Source organism: Bifidobacterium sp., from assembly GCF_022647885.1.
In the GTDB taxonomy this organism is placed as follows: Bacteria; Actinomycetota; Actinomycetes; order Actinomycetales; family Bifidobacteriaceae; genus Bombiscardovia.
Map to the genome: position 1 here is coordinate 1 of NZ_JALCLM010000001.1, position 25,268 is coordinate 25,268.

Consider the following 25,268-nt stretch of genomic DNA (forward strand, 5'->3'; position numbering starts at 1 on the left):
CTCCACCTGAGGGGGGGAAGTGTCGAGCTCTATGTTCAGCACTTCCCCCGTTTGTTTTGCTTTGGGGAGATCAGCGAGGCTGATTACCTGCCCGCCGTCGAAGAACCATGATGCGATAGTCAGTGTCTTGTCCCCCACGAAGATCTTGTCGACGGAGTATTCGAATGGTTCTCCGAAATAGCCCCAGAGTATAAGGTCTTCAACGGCGTGTCACTTCGTAACAACGAACGTTGAAAATCAGGTGTGCAGGCTATCGCTATCGCAACGGATACCGACGCGATTTTGGCAATGTGGAAATTCGGCGACATGTTTCACGTGGGGCTGTCCCTGCATCAACAAGCCCGAGTCCTTGTTACACGATGTCGTGACCAATATCGGTACCAGGTCAAACAGTTACCACTGTTCTCTTCATATGCGGCCGGCAGCATAAGCGGCAGTTCTGGCAGACCCTTGGCGAAGCCCATGGTCTGAGGCTTCAAAAACAGATTTGGAAGGTTCAAAGGGACGTCGCAATCCAGATCATATACATTGCACTCAGACGGCCATAACTGCCGCGGAAGTGGCGAGATCGTAGACAAGATTCCATGCACCTTCCAGGAAGCGAATCTTCTTTCCCAGAGATTGTTGAGCGGTCATGAAACAACAAGGACCGTCACACTAATCAAGTGCCATTTCGGAACTTGCCTCTGCCGTAAAAAAACCGTCAGGTTAATCATGTGTGTTGCGGAACGCTTTCGGCGTGCATCCCATGACTTTATTAAAGATTTTAGCAAAGTAACTAGCTGATGAGAAACCTGTGTTCTTTGCCACTGACACCATTGGGAGTTCGGTGTCCCTGAGCAGTCCGGCTGCTGCATGGACTCTCATGCTGACGGTATATTGCATCGGCGTCTGAGCGAGGTTGTGTCGGAAGATTGACCCGCAGGTGCTGCGTCCCACGGCACCTGCACGCGCTATATCGCGGAGCGTGATGTTTTCCATGTAATGACGTTGGATATAATCCGTCATTGCCCGCATTGCCGAGAGCGTCGTATCTTGATGCGTAGATGCAGGGTTATTCTGCGCACGGGGTTCCTCTCGTTCGACCAGGTCCGCGATGATGGAGAAGAAGGCGCTGAGCGCCGTGATGGCTAACGTCCTGTCGTCGGACGCTTGGAATAATCGATCGAGTTGGTGAACGATGTCTCGTCCGATCGAATCATCGGGCCTCAACAAAGCAAACGGGATGTCCTTGTTTTCTATAAGAGGCAGGATGAAGTGCCGATATACTTCAGGCGGAGCACCGACCCGTATCGGATGTATCAGTGCGCAATAGAAATCGCATTCCTCACCGTCATCGGAGAAACCGTAATGTAGCGCTCTGGAATTGATGAAGATGGCCTCGCCTTCATCGACGCGAACGATCTCTCCGTTCACGAAATACATCATGTGACCTTTGAGGACCCTGGTGAATTCCAGATCCATATGCCAGTGGCAGATTGCCCTCATCCTTGGGTACAGACTGAGGCGACCTTGCTGAAGATACAGGAATGTGGTCGGATACATGTACCGCACCGACTCAGACCCGTCAGGCCTCACAGTGATGGCGCTGGGACAATTCAATGCCATCGCGGCATTGCGACGAGACTCTTCCATATTGCCTGCATACGTATGTGCATCCATACGGTCTGAGCGTAGATTAATTTGGTAAATATTACTATTTTTAGAGCAGTATTTGTCAATATTCCAGGGTTTTTTGAGCGTATCTTTCATTACAGTGGTCGCGTGGATACAAAATCAACACCTGAAACAGAGAAAGAACGCATGCTCTCCGGTGAGCTGTACATCGCTCAGGATCCTGAACTGGCACGAGACAACAGTCGCAAACGCAGATTGGTCTGGGCTATCAACACCTCCGCTTGGGACGCATTCGACGAACGCATGAAACTGTTCGATGAACTCTTCGGGGCTCTGGGCGAGAATGCCTGGCTGGAGCCGCCGTTCAACTGCGATTACGGTTCGAACATTGTTATCGGCAAGAACTTCTACGCCAACATGGATTGCATATTCCTAGATGTCGCGCGCATCACCATAGGCGACAACGTTTTTTTCGGACCACGAGTGGGCCTGTACACCCCCTATCATCCGATAGACGCAACGGTTCGCAACGCACAGATGGAAGGCGCGCTGCCGATAACCATCGGGGACGATGTCTGGTTTGGAGGCAATGTAGTGGTGGTACCAGGCATCACCATCGGTTCCGATGTCGTTATTGGAACCGGTTCTGTGGTGGTCAAGGACATTCCCCCACATTCAGTGGCGGTTGGCAATCCCTGCCGCGTGATCCGCCGAATCTCCGACGAAGACCGGAGATATTGGATGGACAAAGCCAGGGCATACCGACGCAGCAAAAGCAGCGATGAGTAAGAACCCGACGTCGCCGCCCCGAGACCGGACCGAACTCCGGGATCGTAACGGTAGGCAACCGACGCAATGGCACCTCTTTCTGAGCTCGGTGCTGCCTTTGGCTGGACCGATAGCATTTCAGCAATTCATGCTTGCGCTGTCCTCATCCGCGGATTCATTGATGCTGGCAGGGATAGGTCAGGAGGAGCTTGCTGCGGCCTCGCTTGCCGCGCAATACCAATTCTTCTTCAGCCTTTTCCTCGCCGCCCTGACGTTGGGCATGAGTATCCTCGTAGCCCAATACTGGGGTGCAGGTAATACGCATGCCATCGAGTCGATTCTGGCATGCGTCATGAGATACGCCGTGCTGTTGTCTCTCATATTCTGCGCAGTGCTCGTCACGATTCCCCGGACTCTCATGCAGGTAATGACCAACGATCCCACGCTGATCACGCTCGGCGCGCAGTACCTTCGGGTGTCCGCGGTGTCATACGTGTTCCTGGGAATATCCCAGATCTATCTGTGTCTGATGAAGAACACGAGATTCGTGGTCATGAGCACGGTGGTCAGCTCTGTCGGCGTGCTCATACACATCATTGTGAATGCAATGCTCATTTATGGTCACTTCGGATTCCCTGCTTTAGGCATCCTCGGCGCCGCCTTGTCATCAATCGTCTCTCGAGCGTTCGAATGTATCTGGCCTCTTTTGCATTCACTACGCAGAGGCCGAATCCGCGTGCAACCAACCCTGATGCTGCACACGCAACGAGTGCTGGAACGTGATTACTGGAGATACTGCTTGCCGGTGCTCGGCAATGAAATCGTCTGGGGCGGCGGTTTCATAATGTACACCGTCATCATGGGGCACCTCAATACCGACGCGATTGCCGCGAACTCCATCGCGAACATCGTCAAGGACCTCGTGGTCTGTTTCTGTTTGGGCCTGGGTAACGGAGGAGGTATCTACATCGGAAACCTGCTCGGTCAAAACAGGCTGTCGGATGCCAAGGAGACGGCCCGAAAACTCTGCCATCTAGCAATAGCGGTCGGTGCGCTCACGGGTGGCGTCATCCTGCTATTACGCCCATTCATCCTGCACGCCACCAATCTCTCGCCGCGCGCCAACGAGTACCTATCAGGGATGCTCATCATCTGCTCGTATTACGTGATCGGCAAATCCATCAACTCCACAACCGTCGCGGGCATCTTCCCCGCAGGAGGGGACGCACGCTTCGGACTGTTGTGCGACAGTGTGACCATGTGGATCATCGTAATCCCACTCGGCATCATGGCGGCCTTCACCTGGAAACTGCCGGTGCTTTGGGTATATGCGCTGCTCAACGTCGACGAAATCATCAAACTGCCTGCAGTATTCGCCCACTACCGGCGATACCGTTGGCTGCACAACGTCACTCGGGCGACAAGCGACTAATTCATTCGATGCCCTGCCAGGCATCGGCCACAATAATTACAGACCACGAAAGCAATGTAAAGGAGCGGATTGACATGAGAACCATGCGCGAACGAATCAACGAAGGGCTGCTGTTCACCGACAACTGCGAAGGCCTTCCCGAAGAGCGGACCGCCGCGAAGCGACTGATGTACCAGTTCAACACCAGCGACCCCGCCGATGTGGAGCAGCGTGCGGCGCTCATCGCCAGAATCTTCGGTATCAGCGCGCAACAAGCTGCCAGGTTCTGGGTGGAACCACCGTTCTGCTTTGCGTACGGCACCCACATCAAGGTCGGCAGCGGCACATACATCAACGGGAGTTGCAATTTCATCGACGACGGAACACTGACCATCGGCGACCATGTCATGTTCGGACCAAATGTCAACATCGCAACCGTCAGCCATCCCATCAACCCAGCTATGCGAGGCTACATGTACGCCAGCCCCGTCACTATCGGCAACGACTGCTGGATAGGAGCCGGAGTGACGATCTGCCCAGGAGTGACCATAGGAGCCGGAACCACAATCGGCGCCGGAAGCGTAGTCACCAAAGACATCCCCGCAAACGTCGTAGCGGTCGGCAACCCATGCAGAATACTCCGCGAGATCGGCCCTGACGACCTCAACAACTACAATCACGGGCACCCCTTCGACCCATCGGATCTGGACGAAGAACGACAGCTCAGGGACCAACCGTTCCAATCTGAAAAATAAGTGGTTTTTTTCAGCGGCCATAGTACCTCCAACAAAGCAAAACCTGAACAATCCCAAACAGTCCACTTTGCTGGAGGACCTTCCAACGGGACTTGCACTACCAGATCAGTAAGCAGCCACTATCCAAAACACGAGCGAAGATCCGCAAACACAACGATATTGTCTGAAAGTCTGAATGAGGAAGAACCAGCCTTTACCACCAAAGACAACCAGCTAGCGCCACAACACAAACACGAGGGAAACTGTCGACCAGCTTTACAACAAACCCGATCTACGACACACCCTTTAACTTAGGCGCCGCCCACGCCTCGTATCTAAAATAATCGCATCCTTGGGAGAACAGCTCTTTGTAGTGACCAGGGTTGCCACTCAGATTGCGCTCACAATATGTTAGAAACGCGGATGCCACTGTGTACGGATTCCTTGGTGCTGAGCTACGCGTCTCGCTTCACGTCATCAAACTCATCAATGAGATGTTGGGAAACCTTGATGAAAGCAAAGAGTCGTTGCACCACCAACTTCTGCTTTCCAAAAAACTTATATTGGGTACGATCTTTCATGCATCAACAGACAAGCTATCCTGCATATAAAATGGGAGCAAGAACAAGCCGAACAAGATAATCCCAGAGTCGGAGCCCTGCATATAAATGCACTGAATCTCTATATAATCTAACCTGATCTGTCGAGGGACCATATACAAGAGAGCGCAATGGTATAAAACCTGAATGGCCGAAAATTCTAAACGAATATTCAATACTCGTGCTCTGGAATTATGCTGAGCCTCTTCGGGTCAGAGTAAGCAATAGGAACAGTGTGGCAAAAGTGCCTATCTGTTCTTACTTGCTTAGCGAATCGATTCTCAACATCCCAAAACATTGTGGAGCCTCGGTGTTCTCAAATACCAGCGAAGATCGAAACGCATAGCATAGAGCTTCTCTCAAACCGATAGCGAAGAACTGCTGAGTATTAATTTCACCAAAATAAATCCAAGGTCCGTGTAAATGTAAAGGCAATTAACAGGAAACCTACGATGCCGCCAGTACAACATTTCTGTCTATGCGTTCTCAACGGGATTCTTGATTTCTCAGCGAGAGTATGCATTCCCGAAGATTTCAAGCAAGTTCAATTCTGACGTCGTAGCTGCCTTCGAGATTTGCTATCGCCGAAAGATCGCCATCGACTACACCGAGGTTAATCTGGTCTCCGAACTGTTCGGACCGCTCCTCATCCTGGAATAACACCGTGAAATAGTCTGCATCCTGGGCAAAATCAATATCGCCATTCAGCCAGCCGTAGTGCACTTCGTCCTGCGTGTAGTCGGTAAGCGGCTTGTCCATCACACCACAGAAATCATGCGAGAATCGGCTCATATGCACTGTGTACGGCAGCATCGAAATAAGCTGTTTGGCCGCGCTGCTGTCATTGAGTCTTCCGGGAATCACCGTGTCGCCGAAGTGCATCCGTATTTTGGTGCCGCCGTTCAGCACTCGCGTGGATTTTGACTTGTCCGTGGTCTGCATCTGCGCACCGTCACGCGCAACTCGATGCGAATTGTCGGACTGCACCGAACTTGATTCGCCGGTGACTGCGGCACTTGATCCGCCATCGTCAGCAGCACCTGTTCCACCGCATGCGGCGAGCATCAATACCGCTACTGCTATTGCTGGTATGTTCCTGAATTTCTTCATGTCTGTGAATTCCTATCCTGACGAAAGTACATTGACTGCATGGCTGATGACGTGCGGACAGCTGAATACGGTCTACGAAACACGGAAAGAGACATTGGCCGAACCTCGTCCAAGCGTGGCGGCAAGACGCTCCGGATCGATCACTTGGCCGATACGCGTATATGAGAAGGATGTATCGAAAGCTTCATAGAACAGCACAACACAGTCCGATCCAAACAGCATGAGATCACCATTGGCGATCTCATTCACACGACTGGGATTATTCGGTAGGGACTCATCGAGATAGTGGAACTTTTCGTTACTATTCATGTCCTCCATGCTGAGAGTCAGTGGAAGCCTGTTACGAAAGGCACGGGCAGTCTCGTTATCTGCCAATTGAGCGCGGAAATCAGTGCCCTTGACTGTGACCGTGATATTCATATTCTGACTGTCTTCCTTCGTTGTTGAGCCCTCGTCCGAAGAAGACGGTTGCGGTGAACTTGTACCAGAGACATCTGTAGAGCTAGATGATTCACGATCTGGACTGCCGGTCTTCTCGCCTTGCCCGCAACCCGCGATCAGGGCAGTCATAGCCACAATGGCCACCAGTGAACTCACGGCATGACGCATATAGTCCTTCATGATCTCCCCGATTTCCGTATAGCTTCCCGTTGCTTGACGTTTATCGTATTAAAAAGAGAATTCCATATCAAATACCTATAACAAATACAAACCTATGCTTACTATCTATACATAGTAGCTAGGTGCGAATTGTTCGTCAGCCCATCTGACAACATGCAAAATAGCTATAAATATCTCTGCACTATAGGTATTTGAAATAATGATATGGCGCACGTATATTGTCCTTCGCATAACAGTCGCGTGAATTAAGGACGGTAATATGGCGATACAAGACAAGGTCATCATCATCACGGGCGCATCATCGGGAATCGGTGAAGCGACCGCCCTGATGTTAGCGAAACACGGCGCGAAACTGGTGCTTGGCGCACGCAGGGAAGAACGTCTGAGTGAACTCTGCGACACCATCAGGACTGCTGACGGAACAGCCGTATACCAGGTTTGCGATGTCACCAAACCAGAAGACAATGATGCTTTGGTCTCCTTGGCGAAGCACACTTACGGACGAGTGGACGCAATATTCCTCAACGCTGGGTTGATGCCGAACTCTCGGCTTTCAGCCCTTCATGCAGACGAGTGGAATGCAATGATCGACGTGAATCTCAAGGGTGTGCTCAATGGCATCAAGTCTGTGATCCCTGTTTTCAAGGAGCAGCATTCAGGGCATGTGCTGGCGACCTCATCCGTAGCTGGTCTCAAAGCCTATCCGGGAGGTGCCGTCTACGGAGCCACAAAATGGGCGCTGCGCGACCTCATGGAAGTTCTCAGAATGGAATCCGGTCTGGAAACCAACCGCATCAGAACCACAACACTCTACCCGGCCGCCATTCGCTCCGAGTTGCTCGATACCATCTCGGATGCCGATTCCGCGCGGGATATGCAACATATCTATGACACCTATCAAATCGACCCTGAACGCATCGCCAGAGCGGTACTGTTTGCCATAGATCTGCCTGAAGACACCGATGTCAGTGAAATCACCATAGGACCAACGGACCAGCCATGGTGAACAAATCCGAATATCAGGATGTGCTGCTCAAGCTACGACAAGGCAACACCGTCATCGGCGGTTCCACCTGCCATCGCCAGATGATTCAACTCAGCGAGGAAGCACAACGAATCACCTGCGACCTCAACTACCGTTTTCACACCAAAGAAGAGATTCGTGAATTGTTCTCTCGTCTGATCGACAAGCCGGTCGACGATGAGTTCGGACTGTTTCCACCGTTTTATACGGATTGCGGGAAAAACATCAGCCTCGGCAAAAGGGTGTTCATCAACGCGGGGTGCAATTTTCAGGACCAGGGAGGGCTGACCCTTGGCGATGACACACTCATAGGGCATTCCGTGGTGCTGGCTACGCTCAACCACGATCTGGATCCTGAACTGCGTGCCAACCTGCATCCTGCAGCAGTGACGATCGGAAAACGCGTATGGATTGGGGCTCATGCCACCGTCACACCGGGTGTCACCATAGGAGACGGTGCAGTGGTGGCCGCCGGCGCGGTGGTCACCAGGGATGTGCCCGAACGGGCAGTTGTCGCGGGCGTACCCGCAAAGATCATCAAAACGGTTGGTGTGGTGCTGGTGTGCTCTCATTTGAGGTCACACCAGCACCACACCATCGACTCCACCGTTATTTAACTCGCGTCCATGTTCCGGAGAGCTGGATGAACTGTCCGCCAACAACCGAGCTGGCCATGCAAGTACCTTCATCGTAGTCCTCGATGTGCGTCACATAGTCGCCCGCCTCTTCGGCCCAGCGAACCACATACAGACCTTCGCGCAGCTTGGTGCATGTGTAATCCATCGTTTCCGAACGTCCCTTGATGGCACCTCCGGTCACAAAGAACGAAACTTTGTCTTCGGTAAAACTGATTTCAACAGTGAAATGCCCCAAGGGCGTATCCGGCCCTAGGTCGGCCAGCCAAGTCTGTCCGATGGCTGGGTGTCGTGCTTGTAATTCCATGATATTTCCTTACTGGGTTGCAGGTATCGGCCGTGGCAACAACCGACAATCGTCTTGTATTACGGGCGCAGCAGCACCTTGATGGCGCGACGCTCATCCATGGCCTTATAGCCCTCAGCCGCATCCTCCAAAGGAAGCGTGAGGTCGAAGACCTTTCCGGGATTGATTTTGCGATCCCAAATCAACTTGATGAGCTGCGGCAGGAAGCGGCGCACAGGAGCCGGACCACCAAAAAGATGCACTTCAGAGAAGAAGAGATCATCACCAGGCAGGTTGACATCATGCGAAACGCCAACGAAACCGACATGGCCACCTGGCCTTGTCGAATGAATCGCCTGGAGCATGGACTCCTGCGTCCCCATCGCCTCAACGACGCTGTGTGCGCCGTATCCGCCGGTGAGCGCCTTGACCTTCGCGATTCCTTCTTCTCCACGCTCTTCGACAATATCCGTGGCCCCGAATTCGCGTGCCAGCTTCTGGCGTGATTCGTGACGCGACATCGCGATGATGCGTTCCGCGCCCAATTGCTTGGCCGCCAGAATCGCCATCAGACCTACAGCTCCATCGCCGACGACCGCGACCGTCTTGCCGGGACCAGCCTCAGCGGCTACGGCTCCGAACCAACCAGTGCCAAGCACATCTGAAGCAGCGAGCAGCGATGGAATCAAATCGTCATCAGGCTTCCCCGGAGTCTTAACCAAAGTGCCGTCAGCCAGAGGAATACGAGCTTTCTGAGCCTGCGCCCCTGACATGAACCCGCCATGGGCACACCTGGATGGGTACCCGGCCTTGCAGATTTCACAAGTGCCGTCAGAAAGGCAGAAAGAACCAATAACAAAGTCCCCCGGCGCAACGGTGGTGACATCCGCACCGACCTCTTCGACGACGCCGACATACTCGTGCCCCATTGGCTGGTCTTTGACGCTTTCTATACCTCTATAGGGCCACAAATCCGAACCGCAGATGCAGGCGGCGGTAAGTCTGATAACGGCATCCGTCGCCTCGATTATGCGAGGTTCCTCCAGATCCTCGACTCTGACATCCCTCGCTGCTTTCATAACAACACCACGCATGAGACTGCTCCTTCTTAGTTGTGAACTATTTGATTTATGTACTATTCGTGAAGTACGGCCGCATCAGCCGTTACATATACACTGCAAAGGCACAGGCGAAATCGCTGCCGAATCCATGTATTTCAGGCAGCAGCCCGGACGCCACGCAGCCACACGAGCGACTGCTGTGCCACATGCGTGCCAAGGTGCTCAGCTGTCTTCAGATCGGATGCGCTCATTGCCTCAACACCCGCATCAACTGGGCTCTGGACGGCAGCGCCACCGAAGAAACCGAGCCGGTTCAAATCATCTTCACTGCCCGTGGTGGATGCCCACCCTGGCAATATGCCCAAATTGATCCACTGCATGCCATGCTGTGCCGCAAAAGCTTGGAACCAAGCCAAGGTAATTGATTTGTCACCAGCCTTGGCACCGGAATTGGTGAAGCCGGCAGCGAGTTTCCCTGCCCACTTCTGAGTGAAATACCGTTTGCTGCTCGTCTCCGCGAAGGCATGGAACGCTGCCGATGCACCCCCCATATAGGTCGGCGCACCGAAGATAATCGCGTCGGCCTCGTCGAGTTGCTTCCATTGCTCATCGTTGATGGTGTCCACCGGAATGAGGATGGCCTTCGCATTACCGGCTTTGACCCCCTTGGCGACAGCCTCGGCCACAGCAGCCGTGTGGCCGTATCCTGAATGATATGCAATGGCTACGGTTGGTGTGATCTCGGTCATGGTTGGACTCCTTTTGGTGTGAACAGTATCTTGTTGCCGGCTGTTGACCCATGCTAGGCTCAGAGGACACATCTAACATGGCCATTATTTCTACCCCCCATCCTTCTGACTACTGCGCGCTAGATTCTCTAGATGGCATTCCCCTGTTACACAAGTCATCGAGTTCCCTCTTGGCGAACTTTGTACGGTCCAACGCACCGAATTGAAGGCTTCAGAAACAAGTCAGCCATCATCGACATCCTCATGTGCATAATGAACATATGGACACTGACAGACGAACGAAAGAACTGGGTGATTTCCTGCGCGCGCAACGTGCCAGACTCCGTCCAGAACAATTCGACGTATTGCATACTGAACGACCTCGCCGTGTTCCCGGATTGCGACGCGAAGAGATCGCGCACCTCGTTGGGATCAGCGTTGAATACTACACACGTATCGAACAAGGCAGAATTCCACCGTCATCAGCCATATTGGATGACCTTAGCTATGTGATGCATATGAACGGCGACCAACGCGCCTATCTGTTCCGTCTCGCACAGAAGACCGTGCCACACAGCGAGCAGACGCTTGAAACCATTCAACCACCGTTACAACGCATGCTGGATGACCTTGCTACCACACCGGCCTTCGTTATTGGGCAACGCACCGATATCATCGGATGGAATCATCTTGCTGCGGCAATGATTACGGATTTCGCAACTATTCCACCCACTAAACGCAATTTCATCCGATTGTTGTTCATGCAACCGGCTATGCGTGACCTCTATGTCGATTGGGATGATGTGGTCAACCTGGCAGTTGCCCGTCTGCGTATGTTCAGCGCACAAAATCCCAACGATCCAAGACTTCTAGCTCTTCTTAAAGACTTGTCTGCAAATGATAGAAGTTTCGATGCTCTCTGGAAATCCCACGAAGTCTCCAATAAAGCCACTGGTTTTAAAAAGCTCAACCATCCGAGAGTGGGTATCCTGGAACTCGAATGGCAGGCCTTATCCCCTGCGCAGGATCCTGACCAGCAAATCATCATTTGGACCGCCAAACCCGGCAGCCAGACGTATCATGCATTACAACGATTGGCGGCACTTCCCAAGCCCTGACAATACGAAGCAGGTGCTTTTACACAACAGCCGCTGCGTAAAAGCACCCATTCGACCGCACCGCTCACCCATTGACCGCGGCACAGGACCGTCGATTCTTCAACACAGCCAACCGTCTATCGAGGGCGACCATCAGGAAAGCAATGGCTTCAATCACCACAGTCAGCACAAGGATGTTTACAGCCACCCCTCCCCAGCCGATGTGCTCGACATCGAGGAACTGATATGGATAATGCCCTCCACCAGGCCACTGCGCCGAAGTAAAGACAGGTCGAATCAAGGCATACGCCGCATACGCGTATGGAATAAGCGCCCACCACAGTGGATCCCACCAACGCAGCACACCTTTATCGGCGAAGATCAGCCAATCGCCTATGAGCAGCAGGGGGACGACGATATGCACCAGATCATCGGTCAGGGTAAAGGGCTGATACCCGGAACCCTGAGTGAATGACGCAGGGGCGAGTATCGTCAAATAAATCAACAGGGTAACGAGAATCGCAAGAGCCACACCCGCTCCGAGTCTTGGACAAACCGACGCAGATGCACGTCGGTCATATTTACCTATGGATACCAGCGTCACGATAAGGGCATACAGAGACCATGCCATACCAAGCAGATTGCTCATCGACGTGTAATATAACAACCCTCCAGGAGCGAAATGGGTCGTCCCCACGCCTATGACACGAGAAACAGCTATCCCCGCGGTAATAACGGTGACCGCTCTGTATATGGCGGCACATGAACGTGTATTGATTATCATGGATAGTTCTCCCAACGGTGATGGTGTATGTGCTTATGACTTTCTGCAAGAAGCTGCACCTTGCCTCATGACGAGCTCGGCCTATCGACGAAAAAGGACATAATCGCAGGCACTATGGCAAGAACGGCCCCTAGACTCAATGCGCCGCGCATACCAGCTTCTTGCGCTGCCATAGGTGCGAGGCCCCCTGCTCGCGCGGCAGCGGAGCTCAGGGACAGTGCCGTCACGAATAGAGCGGTGCCCGCCGCCCCAGCCAACTGTTGCACGGTATTTGCTATCGCACTGCCATGGGAATACAGCCTGGAGGGCAGGGAACCAAGAGAACTGGTGAGCAGCGGAGTGGTGACGAAGGCGAGCGCCAAACTCAGCACCGCATAGAACAACACCACCAGCCAGACTGTCGTATGCCTTCCCAGAAACGCAAATGAGCCAAGAGACGCAAGCATCACCAACGTTCCGGGAATGACTAAAGGCCTCGCGCCGTACCTGTCATAGAGACGACCCACAATCAGCGATGCAGCACCTTGCGCCACTCCTCCCGGCAGAAGAACTAGTCCTGTTTCCAGGGTGCTCAGACCACGCACACTCTGCAGGAACAGCGGCAGGAGGATTAGAGTGCCAAATAGCGCACTCATGGTTATCGCGACCATCACCAAAGGCATGGCAAACCCTCGATGTCGGAAAGGTCGCAAATCTAGCAATGCCTGGTCCGTACGCTGTAGATGCAGCTGCCTGAGTACGAACATCACCAAAGCGACCGCTCCAATGACAAGAGGCACCAACGGAGATATCGGCGCATCCCCCTCGCTGGACTCACCGATACTGCTGAGCCCGAATACAATGCCCCCGAAACCAAGTACCGACAGCATGATTGATGGCATATCGAAGTGAGCCGGTCGCGCCTGGCTTACGTTACTGAGTGAGAAGAAAGCAATGATCGTAGTCACCACGGCTACCGGCGCCATGATGGCAAACAACCAGCGCCAACTCAACAATTCCAATACCAGACCTGAAATCGTAGGCCCTATCGCGGGTGCGACGGAGATGACCACGGAGATCCACCCCATCATCTGACCACGTTTAGTGACCGGGATGAAGGTCATTACCGTGGTCATCAATAGCGGGATCATCAGTGCACTGCCGCCAGCCTGAATCACCCTGGCGCACAGCAGCACGGCGAAGCTAGGTGCAACAATCGCCAACACCGTGCCTGAAATGAACAAGGTCATAGCCGTGAAGAACACCGTTCGCGTACTAAATCGGTCAAGTACCGATCCAGTCATGGGAATCACCACGGACATGGTCAGCATGTACGCCGTGGTCAGCCATTGTGCCGTCGCCGCCGTGATGTTCATCTCTTGCATCAAACGCGGTATGGCCACCCCCCATAACCGTCTCATTGAGCACCGTGACGAAGGTCGCACCCACTAACAGAGCGATGACTCCGATTATTCTCGGTGTTTCGGAAGCGACCGCTGTCGGCGCATCACGTGACTCTTTGACCATCATCATCACTCCTTTTCGATTTGTCAGTATATGGCAAAGTATGACAACATGGCATTGAATGCCAGTTTCATTCCGCTGGCGGCATGACCGATTCTTCGGAAGGAACAGGATGACCAACTCCATCCAAAGACCTCAGATCAGGGATCTTCGAGCACGCAGGAGACAGCAATTGGTTAGCGACGTACAACAGGTCGCCTTATCGCTCATAGAGACCAATGGCTTTGCCTCAACCACTGTTGACGACATAGCACGTTCTGCCGGAATATCGACGCGTACGTTCTTCCGCTATTTCCCAAGCAAAGAGGATGCCGTGCTCGCCGGAAACAGACTCCTTGACGAAGCCATCGATGATATTGAGTTCACCGGAAGCATAAGCGACGTATTGACTCAGCTCGAACAGGTGTATCGAGAGCATCTGAAAACACTCCGTCACATGGACCAGACAGGGCTGCGTTCCGCTCAATGTCTGATAGAACGTGAACCCGCCCTGCAAGACGCCTCAGCCGCGAGAGATGCTGCCACCCTGCGTCACTTCAAACAACGGCTGGACCGGACTTGGCCGAGCGGGAACACATTGGCAGCGTCTTTGGCCGTTGAAGTAGCCGCAGCAACCCTTCGTGCCGCAATTGAAGGATGGCGAAGAGACACGACGAAGCAATCCATTGACGATCTCATCTCCATGTTCGATACGGCACGCAAATTACTTCGAGAAGCCACATCGCAAGAGTGAACCAGGAAAAGCTAAGCCACACTGATGATCACGCAGCAGAATAATAAGCGACCCAACAACATCGTTGGCACCAAGTAATCCCACACTAAATCAGAGCGTACAGCCATCCAGATACACGTATCGGTAAGCAATAGTACCGATTTGTCACACCCGACGAACGACCAGCGAGAATCTCGACCAAGTCAAGGAGACAATATGTACAAGAAACCCAAGGCTCTAGTAGTATCAGCCAGCGTCATCGCGGTGCTGGTCATAGCGGCGCTACTCATTGCCGCATTCAGGAGGCAAGAGACCATGGCACCCACGAGCACTGCGGACACTTCGAATTCCGGGCAGTTCGGAGCCGATAGCTATAACACGCCTGAAGTGGCCGAGGAAATGCGTTGGATCAACGAGAACGTGGAGGAGGACGCCAGATTCCGCGGAAGCAAGGTACTGGTGACCGGTTCGACAGCCGGCATCGGCCAACTGGCTGCAAACTATCTCATCCATAGAGGATTCAGTGTTGTCGCCCACGCCCGCGGCGACAAGCGTGCGGCAGATGCCAGGCGCGATCTTCCCGGTTTGGACTCCGTAGTGGTCGGCGATTTCAACAATCTCGACCGCAGCAGAGAACTTGCCGACGAGCTCAATAGTCTGGGACCATTTGATGCCGTCATCCACAATGCGGGGATATACACCGGCGAACCCGAAGAGTTGCTCACCGTCAACGTGCTGTCACCATACGTCTTGACGGCGTTGATGGATAAACCGAAACAACTGATATATCTCTCGTCCGACTTGCAGAGTTCCGGATCGTTCGACGAAGCCAAAATCATCGACGCCAATCCTCAGACCAGCTATCATGATACGAAGCTGTACCTTCTGACCATGTCGAATTATCTGGCTGCTCATTGGTCTAACGTACAGGTCAATGCGGTGACCCCCGGCTGGGTGCCAACCAAAATGGGATTCGCTGACGGCAATACCACCACACCGGACACTCTCAAGACCGGATATATGACCCAAGTCAGGCTAGTGGAAGGAGAGGTCGCGGGAACAGGGCAATTTCTGTTCAAAGACCAGGCCTTCCCGATGAATCCTCAAAGCCAAGATCCTGAGGTGCAACGCAGACTATTCACAGCTCTAGAGCAACGCACAGGGGTGGAGCTGCCTCAATAAGCGCGTCCAAGCCCTTCCAATACACATCTGAGCGCTGAATTGCCAGCTAATCAACACCAATGTCAGAGGAAACATTCCTGAAAATATCAAGGAAGGCATTAGCTGCTGGTGAGAGTTGATTACTCTTGGACCAAACCAGGCTTGCACGGGCCTCCAATTTTGGCGACAGCGGAACGAATGTGAGTTCGCTGCCTTCAGTGTTTACTATCCCGTCAATACACAGACAAGGACCGACCCCGGCCACTGTGAGTTTGGAGGCATTGTACAAGAGGTTGTACGTAGCAACGATGTTAATTCCGATATCACTGCTCCCAAGCCAGCTGTTCACGAGATTCGCGCTGCTTTTCTGTTGTGAAACTATGATCCGTTGTTGATCCAAATCCTTTGGAGTAATCACCTGCCGTTGTGCGAGCGCACAATCTGATTTCATCAGCAAGCCCCACGGTGTAGTGCCGGGTAAACGCAGAAAGTGATAGTCATTCTTTATCGTAGGCTCCATCACCACGCCAAAATCAAATACGCCAGAGTTCATACGCTCGTGAACGTCGTCGGCATCCGTGCTATACACATTTACGGTAACCTCCGGAGCAATTTCCGACAAGCGTTGTATAGCTTTGGCAAGCGTGTCGATCATCGGCACCTCAGCACAACCGACGATGATACTTCCGCTGATTTGCTTCGTTTGCTGAATATTCGCTGTAGTTTTGTCACTGATGGCCAGCATCTGATGCGCCTGGGTCAGCAGATACTCCCCCGCCTGGGTCAATGTGACTGTTCTGCTTCCCCGCTCGAATAGCTTCACCCCGAGCTCATCCTCGAGTTCCTTGAGTTGGCGGGATATTGTGGGCTGGGACACTCGCATGCTTTCAGCTGCGTGCGAGATGTTTCCCTCCTGCGCAACGGCTACAAAATACCTCAGTACTCGTAATTCCACGGTTTAGCCTCAGTATTCAGTAAATGTATATGTATATATTCATTATAGGCATTAGACAGACGGTATTGACAGCCATACCATTCATGGTTATCGAAGGCGAACAGGTGAAAACTCGACGACGCGGTGCCGTGCACGTTCATGCGTGGCGAGAGGATCATCAATGATGGGGGAAACTTCCCCCGTGCCACGAGTCATCCAATTCACCCTGCAAAACCCTCGGCAATAGGGGAATTCATCAGGAAGCAGGTAAGCATCATGAAACGCATACTGATATTGGGAGCCAACGGCGCCACCGCGCAACTGATCGTTGAAAGGCTGCTGCAGGAAAGCGACGACCAGCTGCTTCTCTTCCTGCGCGACGCGCAGCGGCTGAAGCGTTTTGTCGACAACCCACGCGTAACGATCGCAGAAGGGGATGTGCACGATTCCACAACGCTTGAGCAGTCCATGAACGGTGTCGACATCGTTTACTCGAACATCGGAGGCATCGACCTCGCCGACTCCACACGGCATATTCTTTCGGCAATGAAGGCCACGGGACGAACACGCCTCATATTCTTCAGCGCCATAGGTGCGCTCCATGAGGTGCCAGGAGCTTTCGGCGAATGGAACGAACGCGCCATCAAGGACTATCTGCCCGGTTTCCGCGAGTCGGATGCATTGATCAACGCCGAAAAATCGATCAACACCACGCAGATTCGTCCGACTTGGCTGACCAACCACGACGAGATCGACTACAACATCACGGAAAAAACCGAAGCTCCCACCGGAACCGAAGTGTCCCGCAAGAGTGTCGCAGATGTTGTTGTACGCCTTCTCAAAGATCCGGATCTGTATCCAAATGACAGCATCGGCATCGAAAAACCAAACACCGAGGGAGACAAACCAGCATGGATGTGACGACAACGGATTCGGAAGACACGATGAGCGTTCAAGGAAAAGCGATCATCGTTACGGGAGCATCCAGCGGCATCGGCATGGCCACTGTCCAACGGCTGGCCGAGCATGGTGCGAGAATCGTATTCGGAGCAAGACGCGAGGACAAACTCGAGGAACTCGCCGGGCTCCTTCCGTCTGGTCGGTATGCGTATGCAGCCACCGATGTCAGCAACTTTGATGACGTGCAACATCTCGTTGATCTCTCCGTGGAGCGTTTCGGAAAGGTGGATGCCCTGTTCAACAATGCAGGGATCATGCCACTGAGCACATTGAGCGAGGGCAAACGTGACGATTGGCAACGCATGCTGCAGACCAACATCATGGGCCTGCTGAACGGCATATCCGCCGTGCTTCCCGTAATGCATCGACAGGGATACGGTCATATCCTTGCAACCGGTTCAATGGCCGGCTATAACCTCTACCCGGGCGCAGCGGTCTACTGCGGCACGAAATTCGCGGAACGGGCCATCATGGAGGGCCTGCGGCGCGAGGAGCACGGCAATGGCATCAAGACGACCTATGTCGCACCAGGTATGGTCGACACGCAACTGTACGAGTCGATCGGCGATGAGGCCCGCTCACAGGAGGTGGTCTCTGCCTGGCATGAACACAACCACTCACTCACTCCAGACGATATCGCACGTTTCGTGGAATTCGCCATCGCGGCCCCCGAGCGCATGGTGATCAACGAGGTATCCATTCGCCCGCTTGCGGAAGATTGACAGCTTTGACCCATATTCATGAACACACCAAATGAAAGGACTCTGTTATGCATGTACACGCACTGGTCGCGACTTCTGAAACCGATCCGCTGATACCAGGAACCATAGAACGGCGTGACCCCGGTCCTCGAGATGTGGTTATTCACATCGCCTGGGCAGGTGTGTGCCATTCCGACATTCATACCGTCCACGGCGACTGGGGACCAGCTCCGTTCCCGCTCACTGTCGGACATGAAATTGCCGGAACAGTGGCAGCCGTCGGTACGGAGGTCTCGAAATTCAAGGTCGGAGATCGAGTCGGTGTAGGAACCATGGTCAATTCCTGCGGTATCTGCGCAAACTGCCAAGCCGGACTTGAACAATACTGTCTGAACGGCAACACTCAAGCATATGGGTCCAGGGATCGTGATGGCAGCATCACACAAGGCGGATATTCTTCCATGATCGTCGTGGACGAGGATTTTGTGCTCCGAGTCCCCTCCGCTCTTCCATTTGAGACCGTCGCCCCACTGCTGTGCGCGGGAATAACGACATACTCGCCACTACGTCATTGGGGAGCAGGCCCTGGAAAGCGCGTGGCGATCGTCGGTTTGGGCGGTCTGGGCCACATGGGGGTTCAACTGGCGCACGCCATGGGAGCTGAGGTCACCGTCCTGTCACGGACCCTGAACAAAATGGAGGACGGTCTGCGACTTGGAGCAGACCGCTATTACGCCACTGCCGACGACAAGACCTTCGTGGAGCTGGCCGGAACCTTCGACCTGATCGTGAATACCGTCAGCGCCGCGTTACCGGTTGACAGGTTCCTGGGGTTGCTTCGGCAGGATGGAACCTTGGTGAATGTCGGAGCGCCGGCCCAAGCGATGTCCTTGCATGTGCAATCACTGCTCGCCAGGCGACTCTCCTATGCGGGATCCGTAACAGGTTCTGTGGCAGAGACCCAGGAAATGCTGGACTTTTGCGCCGAGAAAGGCATTTCCGCAGTTGTCGAAGTCATTGCGGCAGACCAAATCAACGAAGCCTGGAAGAGGGTGCTGTCCTCCGACGTTCGGTACAGGTTCGTCATCGACGCCTCGACGTTCGCGTGAAGCACATGAGCCTTCGCTGGGCTGATCTGCTGTCCTGAAGCCCAACGGGAGATTATGAAGGTCTCACCCGCACACGAAGCGTATTGCGCATCGTCCACACGATAACAACGTGGGCGATGCGTCTCAATCCAGTGCCTGCCCGATGGTCTCGTGCATCACGCGGAATGAACTCTCATGCTGCTCGTAACGGTTCGCAGCCCACGATGCGAGTATCTGCATACGCTGCGCCGAATGCGACCCGGGTTCGGGCGTATAGATCGTCACGGTCAGTCTCGGGTCAGATTCCATGATCATTCCTTCATAGGCAAGACACATCTCCCCTACCGCGGAGTGGTTGAAACTTTTGCAACCCGAGCCATGATGACGCACGTTGCCGTCTGCCCACCGTGTGCGGAATTCATCGCTACGGACGCTTAACTCGCCGATCAGATCGTGTAACCCTTCATCATGAGAGTTGCGTCCAGCTTCGGTACGCAGCATGGCCACCGTGGCATCGGCAATTTGGCCCCAGTGTGGGTAAAAGTCATACGCGCGGTCATCTAGGAAGGTGTGCCGCGCAAGATTCGCACCCTGCCCCGGCATGGTGAACACCTCATCATAGAGAGCTCTGGCTAACATATTCGTCGCCAGCAAATCCATACGCCCGTTGCGCACGAATGCCGGGCCCACCGTCACCGAGTCCAGCACCCACTGCAGCCCACGGGAGGGCGCCCAGGCTTGTTGCGCTTGACGATGTGATGCTCTGGCACGCGGAACACCCACCTTGGCCAAATCGAAAAGATATTCACGCTCAGCATCATCAAGCAGCAACGCGCACGAGAGCGCATCAAGCACCTGCTCAGAAGCCCCGGAGAGTGCGCCACGTTCGAGCTTGGTGTAGTACTCAACACTGATACCAGCCAGCTCAGCCACCTCGCTGCGCCGCAAACCCTTGACCCGTCGATTTCTGCCTTCGGGCAATCCCACTTGATCGGGAGTCACACGCCCCCGCCGTGAAAGCAGGAAAGATCGCGCCTGAGCACGACTATCGCTCGCATCAACCGGCTGATGCCCGGATATCGCTTGGGCTTTTGCCGCATTGAGCGTCATACTCTCAATTGTCCTACTATCTTCGGCCATTGCCAGCACTCCTTGACGCATGTATCCCGTGGGCTTCGATAGGCACATCACCCACGGTTCTTCTCTGTATTAGCATCGTCCTTCGCCAGGTCCAAGCGCTCTGAAGTATCACTGTCAGGGGACCAAGGAGCGAAACTGAGAACTCACATGGTGAGCCTCTCATGATGGATGCGGCCGGTGGAAACACCAAGCCGTTTCAGAGTCCGCTGCGTAGACAGCACTCCCGCATTCGGCCCGACGATGAAATAGATCGCATTGCCGATCTGCTCTTCTGAAAGCTGTGATTGCAGGGCGTCACGAGTAAAGCGCCCGACTCTGGTAAGCGCATCGAAACTGCCGTCGCTGCTATTGCGATAGTTGTCAATCAGGTCAGCGTAGTAATTGTCATTGGGACTGTGAATCGACCACAGCAGTGAGATTTTCCTGTTCCGCAGGTATCCTGCTGCGAGACTAAGCAATGGGGCAACACCCGCACCCATACCGATGAGCACGAGAGGCCTGCCGGCTCCGCTTTCACGAATAATGCCGTCGAATCTGCCAAACGGGCCATCAAGTCTCGCCGTGGTCCCGATCGGTATCTGAGGAACCGTTCTTGTGTAATCACCAAGTTGTCTGATAGTGAACACCACGACACCCTGGCTGTCGTCCGTCAAAGAGAAAGGATGCCACTCACGTGGAATACCCGGCCCTTCGAATCGAATAAAGAAGAAGTCGCCTGGCCGAATATCGGCAGACCTGCTGTCAAGTGTGATGCGCACCTGTCTGGTCGATCCGTTCAATGCCCGATTCTCCGTTACGAGTCCGGTCAGGTACGAATCCGGCGCTATCCACTTCTTCCACGCATACACACCCAGGGTCGCCACCGTATACAAATCAAAAACGATCATGAACACGAGGTGTTGACGAAGCTGTGCAATGACATGGACGTGCACGGCGATGAGCACGACCGCGATTAGGTTCAATCGGTGCAGCCACAAGGAAACCTGATGATGCAGTACATGCTCCAAGCAATGCTTCACTTTGGCCACTGACCTGAATCTGTCGACGAGCCATCCGCTCATGAATACGATCGAATAGAGGGCGACCGCTAAAGACAGATAGAATGCCCAATGCCCGACATTTGCGGCTAGTTGGCTATGCGCGTGCGTGTTATCCAAGTGCAGATATGCAGCCAACAGCGCTGTCACACCGAGCACGCCGTGCAGCATGTATACCTGCGGCAGTCCAACCCACCGGTCAAGCCATGACGGACGCACACTGAGCAGGATCGACGCCAGCCACCATGAATAGGCGAGCGCACCGAGCATGATGAACAAACGCACTTCAAACACATCACTCAACGACGCGTTGAGCACAAGAAGCATTGGCAGAGGGAACAGTATGGCGAGAAGCCAAAACAGCGCTTTGCGTGTCATAATCAATACCCCAATCCTTGAAGCCACTGGTTTACTTCGTTTTGAGTACCGGACAGATCGTCCTCCACCGTGGTGCCGCGTTTCTGGAAGCCGTCTCGTATGGTCGCCCTCGGATAATATTCATTCAACACTGAAAGCGAGTTACCGAATCCAGAGCCTTCATGCGTAGCGAAGGGTATGACCGTCTTCCCATTCAGATTGTGGTCACGCATGAAGGTCTGCACCGGCATCGGCTGCTCGCCCCACCATATCGGATATCCCAGGAACACCGTGTCATACCCATCAGTATCCGGCTGATCGTCGGTAATTTGCGGAAAGACGTGGTTATCCAACTCTTGCTCAGCCTGATTGACGATGTCATCGTAATTCGTTGGATATGCATGCACTGTTCGTATGCGATAGATGTCACCGCCCACCCGCTCATGGATGAACTGGGCGACATGCTCAGTGTTGCCGACTTTCAGATCACGACCCCCATAATTCTGCCCGGTCATTGAGAAGTAGACGACCAATATCCGACCACCTGAACCTTGCGAGGAGTTCCCCTCCGGCGCGGACGAGCCGGTTTCCGGTGGAAGATCGGTATGCACGGGCACGGCTGTATTCTGATTGGACTGACCGGATGAGCCAAAATGAATGTTCACCGCCACCAATGCAGCGAATACCACAGCGATTATGCTCATCAGGGCGATGAGCTTAGAACGTTCCCGCATCATTCAACCTTCCCCCTCGATATTCTCGAATGTCGGTTATTCCTCAATTGCTAGCAACTTTCGAATATCGGACACGACAACGCTCAATGCGTTTCAATAGTTGCTCCTTGATCTTCAGGCCGCGTAATTTGTTCGATGTCATCGGCATGCCCAACTGCGTTGAAATCTTGTAGGACTGGGTGGCGGAGAACATCACATGCAGCACTTGGCCCACAGGTATCAGAAATCACAATGCGTGATGCTACGAAGACTGCAGACCAATAGACAGCATGGTTCAATCGCATTGGCACTCCTGAAATATAACGGCTCTAGAACCGTTATCCTTATGGGCATCTTCACTAGTACATCACCATGGAACCAGACATGGGAGTTTCCCGCATAAGGAGTATTACCAGTATCCCCAACGCCATAAAGCGACGAAACTAGATACAGACTCCAGCAGCAATCACGAATGACTTCTGGCAAGTCTTCAAATAAACTACGAAAAGGAGCTTGAACCGGTGTACTGACGACATATCCGTCACTAAAACGACGTTCAGCACTCTTATACTTGTAATTATCAGTCACTTGGATCACTCTTCTTCAGCGCTAAACCTTTGACGATTGTAACGACCTTTCAAAGAGCGTGAAATATCTGCGGGACGATCCCAATCTCTGCCTCAGGGGGATAACCAAAGCGATGAAGATTCTAGAAGCAAGCCAATTAAACTACAGGTCTTTGGGCAGCGGTTTCGCATAACGATACAGAGGCAGCACTTTGTATGGCAGCAGCCAGTAACTCCTTATCCGTTACAACAGCCATAACTTGCAGCGATTGCATGAATGGTTTCCCCACGTATGAGCAAATCTAATGCTGCCGAATCAAAAGTCTCCATTCTTATACAGATATAACCCAATTTCCCAGCAATTCTTGGCTCACCTATAAAGCCACCTTCAGCAACAGATAATCCTTAACCTCATAAAGTTCGACACGCACCCACTCAGCTCCACCGTCAGGGGGAAGTGTCGAACTCTACGTTCAGCACTTCCCCCGTTTGTTTTGTCTCAGGGAGATCACCAAGGGTAATCGCCTGTCCACCGTATCAGACTGACCAGCTGTCTTATCGGTGTCAGTACGGAAGATACCGCAATGCGTTGTCACACGGACATAAGAGTCAGGACGAAGTGGTTCATGATCAGCCTTCATCATAAAAGTCAATTGGGCTTATTACGGCTGCACTAGAAACGACGTTAATCTTCTCAAGCACTGTGCCAGCGACCAAGTTGTGTTGAATTCAGCGGCTAGGATTCCTTGGCAGATACTTCTCACAAGATAATCGCTGAAACACATAGAAAGAGATTAGCCGGCACCTAGACCATAGATACCGATAAGACAAGCACTTACTGAGCTATAAACTTTCCTTATATCCAGAGACAGAGAGTCTCAATAACGACACACTCCTTTTCAATCAGCGTGGTGATACCGTTATTTTTCGTTGCCCAACGTGAGTTATCACCCAGAAGCAACCACAATTACTCCAACTGAGATGGGAACATAAGGGAATGGCATTTTCTGCAAAACGGATCGCCGTATTTTTCGTAACCGTAGCCACAATCGTTTCACTTGGTGCATGCGGGTCTGCTTCTGGCTCATCAACAGGTCAGAACAGCAGCAACGGTGTTCAGACCATCAATGTTGCAGGCGTAACCGGGAAAAAGCCCTATACCTATCAGGAAGATGGCAACTACACAGGATATGATTTTGAACTCCTGAAGAAAATCGATGAGAAGTTGCCCAAGTACCAGTTCAAGTACACCACACTCCAGCAGGATGCACTCCTGACCGGCCTACAGTCCGGCAAGTACAGTCTGGCGAGCTGCTCCTTCTACGGTACTGCAGAGCGATTTCAGACTTTCGATTATTCCAAGAAACCCACAGGACTCAGTGACGCGCGCCTGATTATCCGCTCCGACGAAGCAGGAACCATCAATTCCTTAGCCGACCTCGCCAAGTCAGGCAAGAAGCTCGCGCCAATCCCTACCGACGATGCCCGTTACACTCTCATCAACCAATACAACGAGGAAAACCCGAACAACAAGATTGAGTTTGAAGGAGCCACTGAGAAGTCAGCAACCGTCGCAGATGTGTTGAAATCTGTAGCAGCCAAAAAGTATGATGCTGCAATCTATCCATATACCTCATATGAAGCGATTAAAGATGAACTCAATCTGAACCTGAAGCTCACCGACTCCATCGGATTGTTCCCCACTGTTTTCCTTTATCACAAGGGTGATTCGACTTCACAGCTGCGCAAGGATGTCGACAAGGTGCTTCAGGAGTTTCGGGACGATGGCACACTCTCCAAGTTGAGCGAAAAATGGTATGGAGAGGACGTTTTCAAATTGAAGGGCGCCGATAAGGTCGATAGCGTCATTTACTGGAAGTGAGTGGCTGCAAATCTTTTCCAGCATCCTAAGCAATATCGC

At 53.0% G+C, this 25,268-nt stretch carries 26 protein-coding genes; 12 read left to right on the plus strand and 14 right to left on the minus strand.

The annotated features are described in order from the left end of the window. Positions 1-708: 708 nt before the first annotated feature. A complete protein-coding gene (locus LKI20_RS00005; RefSeq protein ID WP_291768113.1) occupies positions 709-1,635 on the minus strand; it encodes a helix-turn-helix transcriptional regulator in 927 nt (308 codons plus the stop codon). A 168-nt stretch (positions 1,636-1,803) separates the two neighbouring features. Here LKI20_RS00005 and LKI20_RS00010 point away from each other — a divergent pair, with 168 nt between their 5' ends. The 3 genes from LKI20_RS00010 to LKI20_RS00020 all read left to right on the plus strand — a co-directional run bounded on the left by LKI20_RS00010 (position 1,804) and on the right by LKI20_RS00020 (position 4,551). Further along, entirely contained in the window at positions 1,804-2,406 is a 603-nt protein-coding gene (locus tag LKI20_RS00010; RefSeq protein ID WP_291773267.1) for a sugar O-acetyltransferase, read from the plus strand. Then, positions 2,399-3,817, plus strand: a complete 1,419-nt coding sequence (locus LKI20_RS00015; protein WP_291768115.1) for an MATE family efflux transporter — start codon at positions 2,399-2,401, stop codon at positions 3,815-3,817. Before LKI20_RS00010 ends, LKI20_RS00015 begins: the two co-directional genes overlap by 8 nt. A 74-nt stretch (positions 3,818-3,891) precedes the next feature. Beyond that, on the plus strand, positions 3,892-4,551 hold the full coding sequence (locus LKI20_RS00020; protein WP_291768117.1) for a sugar O-acetyltransferase: 660 nt from the start codon (positions 3,892-3,894) through the stop codon (positions 4,549-4,551). A gap of 1,112 nt (positions 4,552-5,663) precedes the next feature. On the opposite strand, the gene LKI20_RS00025 is transcribed toward LKI20_RS00020, so the two are convergent. Further along, the gene (locus tag LKI20_RS00025) at positions 5,664-6,239 is read right to left on the minus strand and encodes a cyclophilin-like fold protein (RefSeq protein ID WP_291768120.1); all 576 of its coding nucleotides are present in this window, start codon (positions 6,237-6,239) and stop codon (positions 5,664-5,666) included. A gap of 72 nt (positions 6,240-6,311) precedes the next feature. Next, positions 6,312-6,860 (minus strand): cyclophilin-like fold protein, encoded by a 549-nt coding sequence (locus LKI20_RS00030; protein WP_291768122.1) that lies wholly within the window; start codon positions 6,858-6,860, stop codon positions 6,312-6,314. A gap of 259 nt (positions 6,861-7,119) precedes the next feature. Here LKI20_RS00030 and LKI20_RS00035 point away from each other — a divergent pair, with 259 nt between their 5' ends. Then, complete coding sequence (locus tag LKI20_RS00035; RefSeq protein ID WP_291768124.1) at positions 7,120-7,866, plus strand: SDR family oxidoreductase; 747 nt, start codon at positions 7,120-7,122, stop codon at positions 7,864-7,866. Then, a complete protein-coding gene (locus LKI20_RS00040; RefSeq protein ID WP_291768126.1) occupies positions 7,860-8,501 on the plus strand; it encodes a DapH/DapD/GlmU-related protein in 642 nt (213 codons plus the stop codon). Before LKI20_RS00035 ends, LKI20_RS00040 begins: the two co-directional genes overlap by 7 nt. Here LKI20_RS00040 and LKI20_RS00045 read toward each other — a convergent pair. From LKI20_RS00045 to LKI20_RS00060, 3 genes are all read right to left on the minus strand, one after another. Beyond that, positions 8,494-8,826 carry a MoaF-related domain-containing protein gene (locus LKI20_RS00045; protein WP_291768128.1) on the minus strand — a complete coding sequence of 111 codons (333 nt, stop codon included), beginning with the start codon at positions 8,824-8,826 and terminating at the stop codon, positions 8,494-8,496. The two genes, LKI20_RS00040 and LKI20_RS00045, sit on opposite strands and share 8 nt — an antisense overlap. A gap of 59 nt (positions 8,827-8,885) precedes the next feature. Beyond that, positions 8,886-9,899, minus strand: a complete 1,014-nt coding sequence (locus tag LKI20_RS00050; RefSeq protein ID WP_366936160.1) for a zinc-dependent alcohol dehydrogenase family protein — start codon at positions 9,897-9,899, stop codon at positions 8,886-8,888. A 122-nt stretch (positions 9,900-10,021) separates the two neighbouring features. Then, complete coding sequence (locus LKI20_RS00060; protein WP_291768130.1) at positions 10,022-10,615, minus strand: flavodoxin family protein; 594 nt, start codon at positions 10,613-10,615, stop codon at positions 10,022-10,024. Positions 10,616-10,875: 260 nt separating this feature from the next. Here LKI20_RS00060 and LKI20_RS00065 point away from each other — a divergent pair, with 260 nt between their 5' ends. Next, complete coding sequence (locus tag LKI20_RS00065) at positions 10,876-11,712, plus strand: helix-turn-helix domain-containing protein (protein ID WP_291768132.1); 837 nt, start codon at positions 10,876-10,878, stop codon at positions 11,710-11,712. Positions 11,713-11,776: 64 nt separating this feature from the next. Here LKI20_RS00065 and LKI20_RS00070 read toward each other — a convergent pair whose 3' ends face one another. The 3 genes from LKI20_RS00070 to LKI20_RS00080 form a co-directional block, all read right to left on the minus strand. Further along, positions 11,777-12,475: a Pr6Pr family membrane protein gene (locus tag LKI20_RS00070; protein WP_291768134.1), complete on the minus strand. Its 699-nt coding sequence runs from the start codon at positions 12,473-12,475 to the stop codon at positions 11,777-11,779. A 65-nt stretch (positions 12,476-12,540) separates the two neighbouring features. Continuing rightward, the gene (locus LKI20_RS00075; protein ID WP_366936175.1) at positions 12,541-13,839 is read right to left on the minus strand and encodes a DHA2 family efflux MFS transporter permease subunit; all 1,299 of its coding nucleotides are present in this window, start codon (positions 13,837-13,839) and stop codon (positions 12,541-12,543) included. After that, entirely contained in the window at positions 13,739-13,987 is a 249-nt protein-coding gene (locus LKI20_RS00080) for a hypothetical protein (protein ID WP_291768139.1), read from the minus strand. Before LKI20_RS00080 ends, LKI20_RS00075 begins: the two co-directional genes overlap by 101 nt. A 103-nt stretch (positions 13,988-14,090) precedes the next feature. On the opposite strand from LKI20_RS00080, the gene LKI20_RS00085 reads away from it, so the two are divergent. Then, positions 14,091-14,711 (plus strand): TetR family transcriptional regulator, encoded by a 621-nt coding sequence (locus LKI20_RS00085; RefSeq protein ID WP_291768141.1) that lies wholly within the window; start codon positions 14,091-14,093, stop codon positions 14,709-14,711. A 195-nt stretch (positions 14,712-14,906) separates the two neighbouring features. After that, complete coding sequence (locus tag LKI20_RS00090) at positions 14,907-15,872, plus strand: SDR family oxidoreductase (RefSeq protein ID WP_291768143.1); 966 nt, start codon at positions 14,907-14,909, stop codon at positions 15,870-15,872. Positions 15,873-15,918: 46 nt separating this feature from the next. Here LKI20_RS00090 and LKI20_RS00095 read toward each other — a convergent pair whose 3' ends face one another. Further along, complete coding sequence (locus LKI20_RS00095) at positions 15,919-16,806, minus strand: LysR family transcriptional regulator (RefSeq protein WP_291768145.1); 888 nt, start codon at positions 16,804-16,806, stop codon at positions 15,919-15,921. A gap of 255 nt (positions 16,807-17,061) precedes the next feature. Here LKI20_RS00095 and LKI20_RS00100 point away from each other — a divergent pair, with 255 nt between their 5' ends. The 3 genes from LKI20_RS00100 to LKI20_RS00110 are packed head-to-tail and all read left to right on the plus strand — an operon-like array spanning position 17,062 to position 19,555. Continuing rightward, the gene (locus LKI20_RS00100) at positions 17,062-17,706 is read left to right on the plus strand and encodes an NAD(P)H-binding protein (protein ID WP_291768147.1); all 645 of its coding nucleotides are present in this window, start codon (positions 17,062-17,064) and stop codon (positions 17,704-17,706) included. Further along, positions 17,697-18,467 (plus strand): SDR family oxidoreductase, encoded by a 771-nt coding sequence (locus LKI20_RS00105; protein ID WP_291768148.1) that lies wholly within the window; start codon positions 17,697-17,699, stop codon positions 18,465-18,467. Before LKI20_RS00100 ends, LKI20_RS00105 begins: the two co-directional genes overlap by 10 nt. A 47-nt stretch (positions 18,468-18,514) precedes the next feature. Next, positions 18,515-19,555, plus strand: coding sequence for an NAD(P)-dependent alcohol dehydrogenase (locus tag LKI20_RS00110; protein ID WP_291768150.1), 1,041 nt, complete (start codon positions 18,515-18,517; stop codon positions 19,553-19,555). 123 nt (positions 19,556-19,678) lie between these two features. Here LKI20_RS00110 and LKI20_RS00115 read toward each other — a convergent pair whose 3' ends face one another. The 4 genes from LKI20_RS00115 to LKI20_RS00130 form a co-directional block, all read right to left on the minus strand. Next, positions 19,679-20,674, minus strand: a complete 996-nt coding sequence (locus tag LKI20_RS00115) for a helix-turn-helix domain-containing protein (RefSeq protein ID WP_291768152.1) — start codon at positions 20,672-20,674, stop codon at positions 19,679-19,681. Between the two features lie 143 nt (positions 20,675-20,817). Then, the gene (locus LKI20_RS00120; RefSeq protein ID WP_291768154.1) at positions 20,818-22,089 is read right to left on the minus strand and encodes an FAD-binding oxidoreductase; all 1,272 of its coding nucleotides are present in this window, start codon (positions 22,087-22,089) and stop codon (positions 20,818-20,820) included. A 2-nt stretch (positions 22,090-22,091) separates the two neighbouring features. Next, on the minus strand, positions 22,092-22,805 hold the full coding sequence (locus LKI20_RS00125; protein WP_291768156.1) for a flavodoxin: 714 nt from the start codon (positions 22,803-22,805) through the stop codon (positions 22,092-22,094). Between the two features lie 80 nt (positions 22,806-22,885). Then, positions 22,886-23,086: a hypothetical protein gene (locus LKI20_RS00130; protein ID WP_291768158.1), complete on the minus strand. Its 201-nt coding sequence runs from the start codon at positions 23,084-23,086 to the stop codon at positions 22,886-22,888. Positions 23,087-24,344: 1,258 nt separating this feature from the next. Between LKI20_RS00130 and LKI20_RS00135 the strand changes: the two genes are divergently transcribed. Next, the gene (locus tag LKI20_RS00135) at positions 24,345-25,229 is read left to right on the plus strand and encodes a transporter substrate-binding domain-containing protein (protein ID WP_291768160.1); all 885 of its coding nucleotides are present in this window, start codon (positions 24,345-24,347) and stop codon (positions 25,227-25,229) included. Positions 25,230-25,268 lie beyond the last annotated feature (39 nt).

Bases quoted from the DNA above. Each gene is read 5' to 3' on its own strand.
- LKI20_RS00005 (WP_291768113.1), bottom strand. From the start codon at position 1,635: ATGGAAGAGTCTCGTCGCAATGCCGCGATGGCATTGAATTGTCCCAGC.
- LKI20_RS00010 (WP_291773267.1), top strand. From the start codon at position 1,804: ATGCTCTCCGGTGAGCTGTACATCGCTCAGGATCCTGAACTGGCACGA.
- LKI20_RS00015 (WP_291768115.1), top strand. From the start codon at position 2,399: ATGAGTAAGAACCCGACGTCGCCGCCCCGAGACCGGACCGAACTCCGG.
- LKI20_RS00020 (WP_291768117.1), top strand. From the start codon at position 3,892: ATGAGAACCATGCGCGAACGAATCAACGAAGGGCTGCTGTTCACCGAC.
- LKI20_RS00025 (WP_291768120.1), bottom strand. From the start codon at position 6,239: ATGAAGAAATTCAGGAACATACCAGCAATAGCAGTAGCGGTATTGATG.
- LKI20_RS00030 (WP_291768122.1), bottom strand. From the start codon at position 6,860: ATGAAGGACTATATGCGTCATGCCGTGAGTTCACTGGTGGCCATTGTG.
- LKI20_RS00035 (WP_291768124.1), top strand. From the start codon at position 7,120: ATGGCGATACAAGACAAGGTCATCATCATCACGGGCGCATCATCGGGA.
- LKI20_RS00040 (WP_291768126.1), top strand. From the start codon at position 7,860: ATGGTGAACAAATCCGAATATCAGGATGTGCTGCTCAAGCTACGACAA.
- LKI20_RS00045 (WP_291768128.1), bottom strand. From the start codon at position 8,826: ATGGAATTACAAGCACGACACCCAGCCATCGGACAGACTTGGCTGGCC.
- LKI20_RS00050 (WP_366936160.1), bottom strand. From the start codon at position 9,899: ATGCGTGGTGTTGTTATGAAAGCAGCGAGGGATGTCAGAGTCGAGGAT.
- LKI20_RS00060 (WP_291768130.1), bottom strand. From the start codon at position 10,615: ATGACCGAGATCACACCAACCGTAGCCATTGCATATCATTCAGGATAC.
- LKI20_RS00065 (WP_291768132.1), top strand. From the start codon at position 10,876: ATGGACACTGACAGACGAACGAAAGAACTGGGTGATTTCCTGCGCGCG.
- LKI20_RS00070 (WP_291768134.1), bottom strand. From the start codon at position 12,475: ATGATAATCAATACACGTTCATGTGCCGCCATATACAGAGCGGTCACC.
- LKI20_RS00075 (WP_366936175.1), bottom strand. From the start codon at position 13,839: ATGCAAGAGATGAACATCACGGCGGCGACGGCACAATGGCTGACCACG.
- LKI20_RS00080 (WP_291768139.1), bottom strand. From the start codon at position 13,987: ATGATGATGGTCAAAGAGTCACGTGATGCGCCGACAGCGGTCGCTTCC.
- LKI20_RS00085 (WP_291768141.1), top strand. From the start codon at position 14,091: ATGACCAACTCCATCCAAAGACCTCAGATCAGGGATCTTCGAGCACGC.
- LKI20_RS00090 (WP_291768143.1), top strand. From the start codon at position 14,907: ATGTACAAGAAACCCAAGGCTCTAGTAGTATCAGCCAGCGTCATCGCG.
- LKI20_RS00100 (WP_291768147.1), top strand. From the start codon at position 17,062: ATGAAACGCATACTGATATTGGGAGCCAACGGCGCCACCGCGCAACTG.
- LKI20_RS00105 (WP_291768148.1), top strand. From the start codon at position 17,697: ATGGATGTGACGACAACGGATTCGGAAGACACGATGAGCGTTCAAGGA.
- LKI20_RS00110 (WP_291768150.1), top strand. From the start codon at position 18,515: ATGCATGTACACGCACTGGTCGCGACTTCTGAAACCGATCCGCTGATA.
- LKI20_RS00115 (WP_291768152.1), bottom strand. From the start codon at position 20,674: ATGGCCGAAGATAGTAGGACAATTGAGAGTATGACGCTCAATGCGGCA.
- LKI20_RS00120 (WP_291768154.1), bottom strand. From the start codon at position 22,089: ATGACACGCAAAGCGCTGTTTTGGCTTCTCGCCATACTGTTCCCTCTG.
- LKI20_RS00125 (WP_291768156.1), bottom strand. From the start codon at position 22,805: ATGATGCGGGAACGTTCTAAGCTCATCGCCCTGATGAGCATAATCGCT.
- LKI20_RS00130 (WP_291768158.1), bottom strand. From the start codon at position 23,086: ATGCGATTGAACCATGCTGTCTATTGGTCTGCAGTCTTCGTAGCATCA.
- LKI20_RS00135 (WP_291768160.1), top strand. From the start codon at position 24,345: ATGGCATTTTCTGCAAAACGGATCGCCGTATTTTTCGTAACCGTAGCC.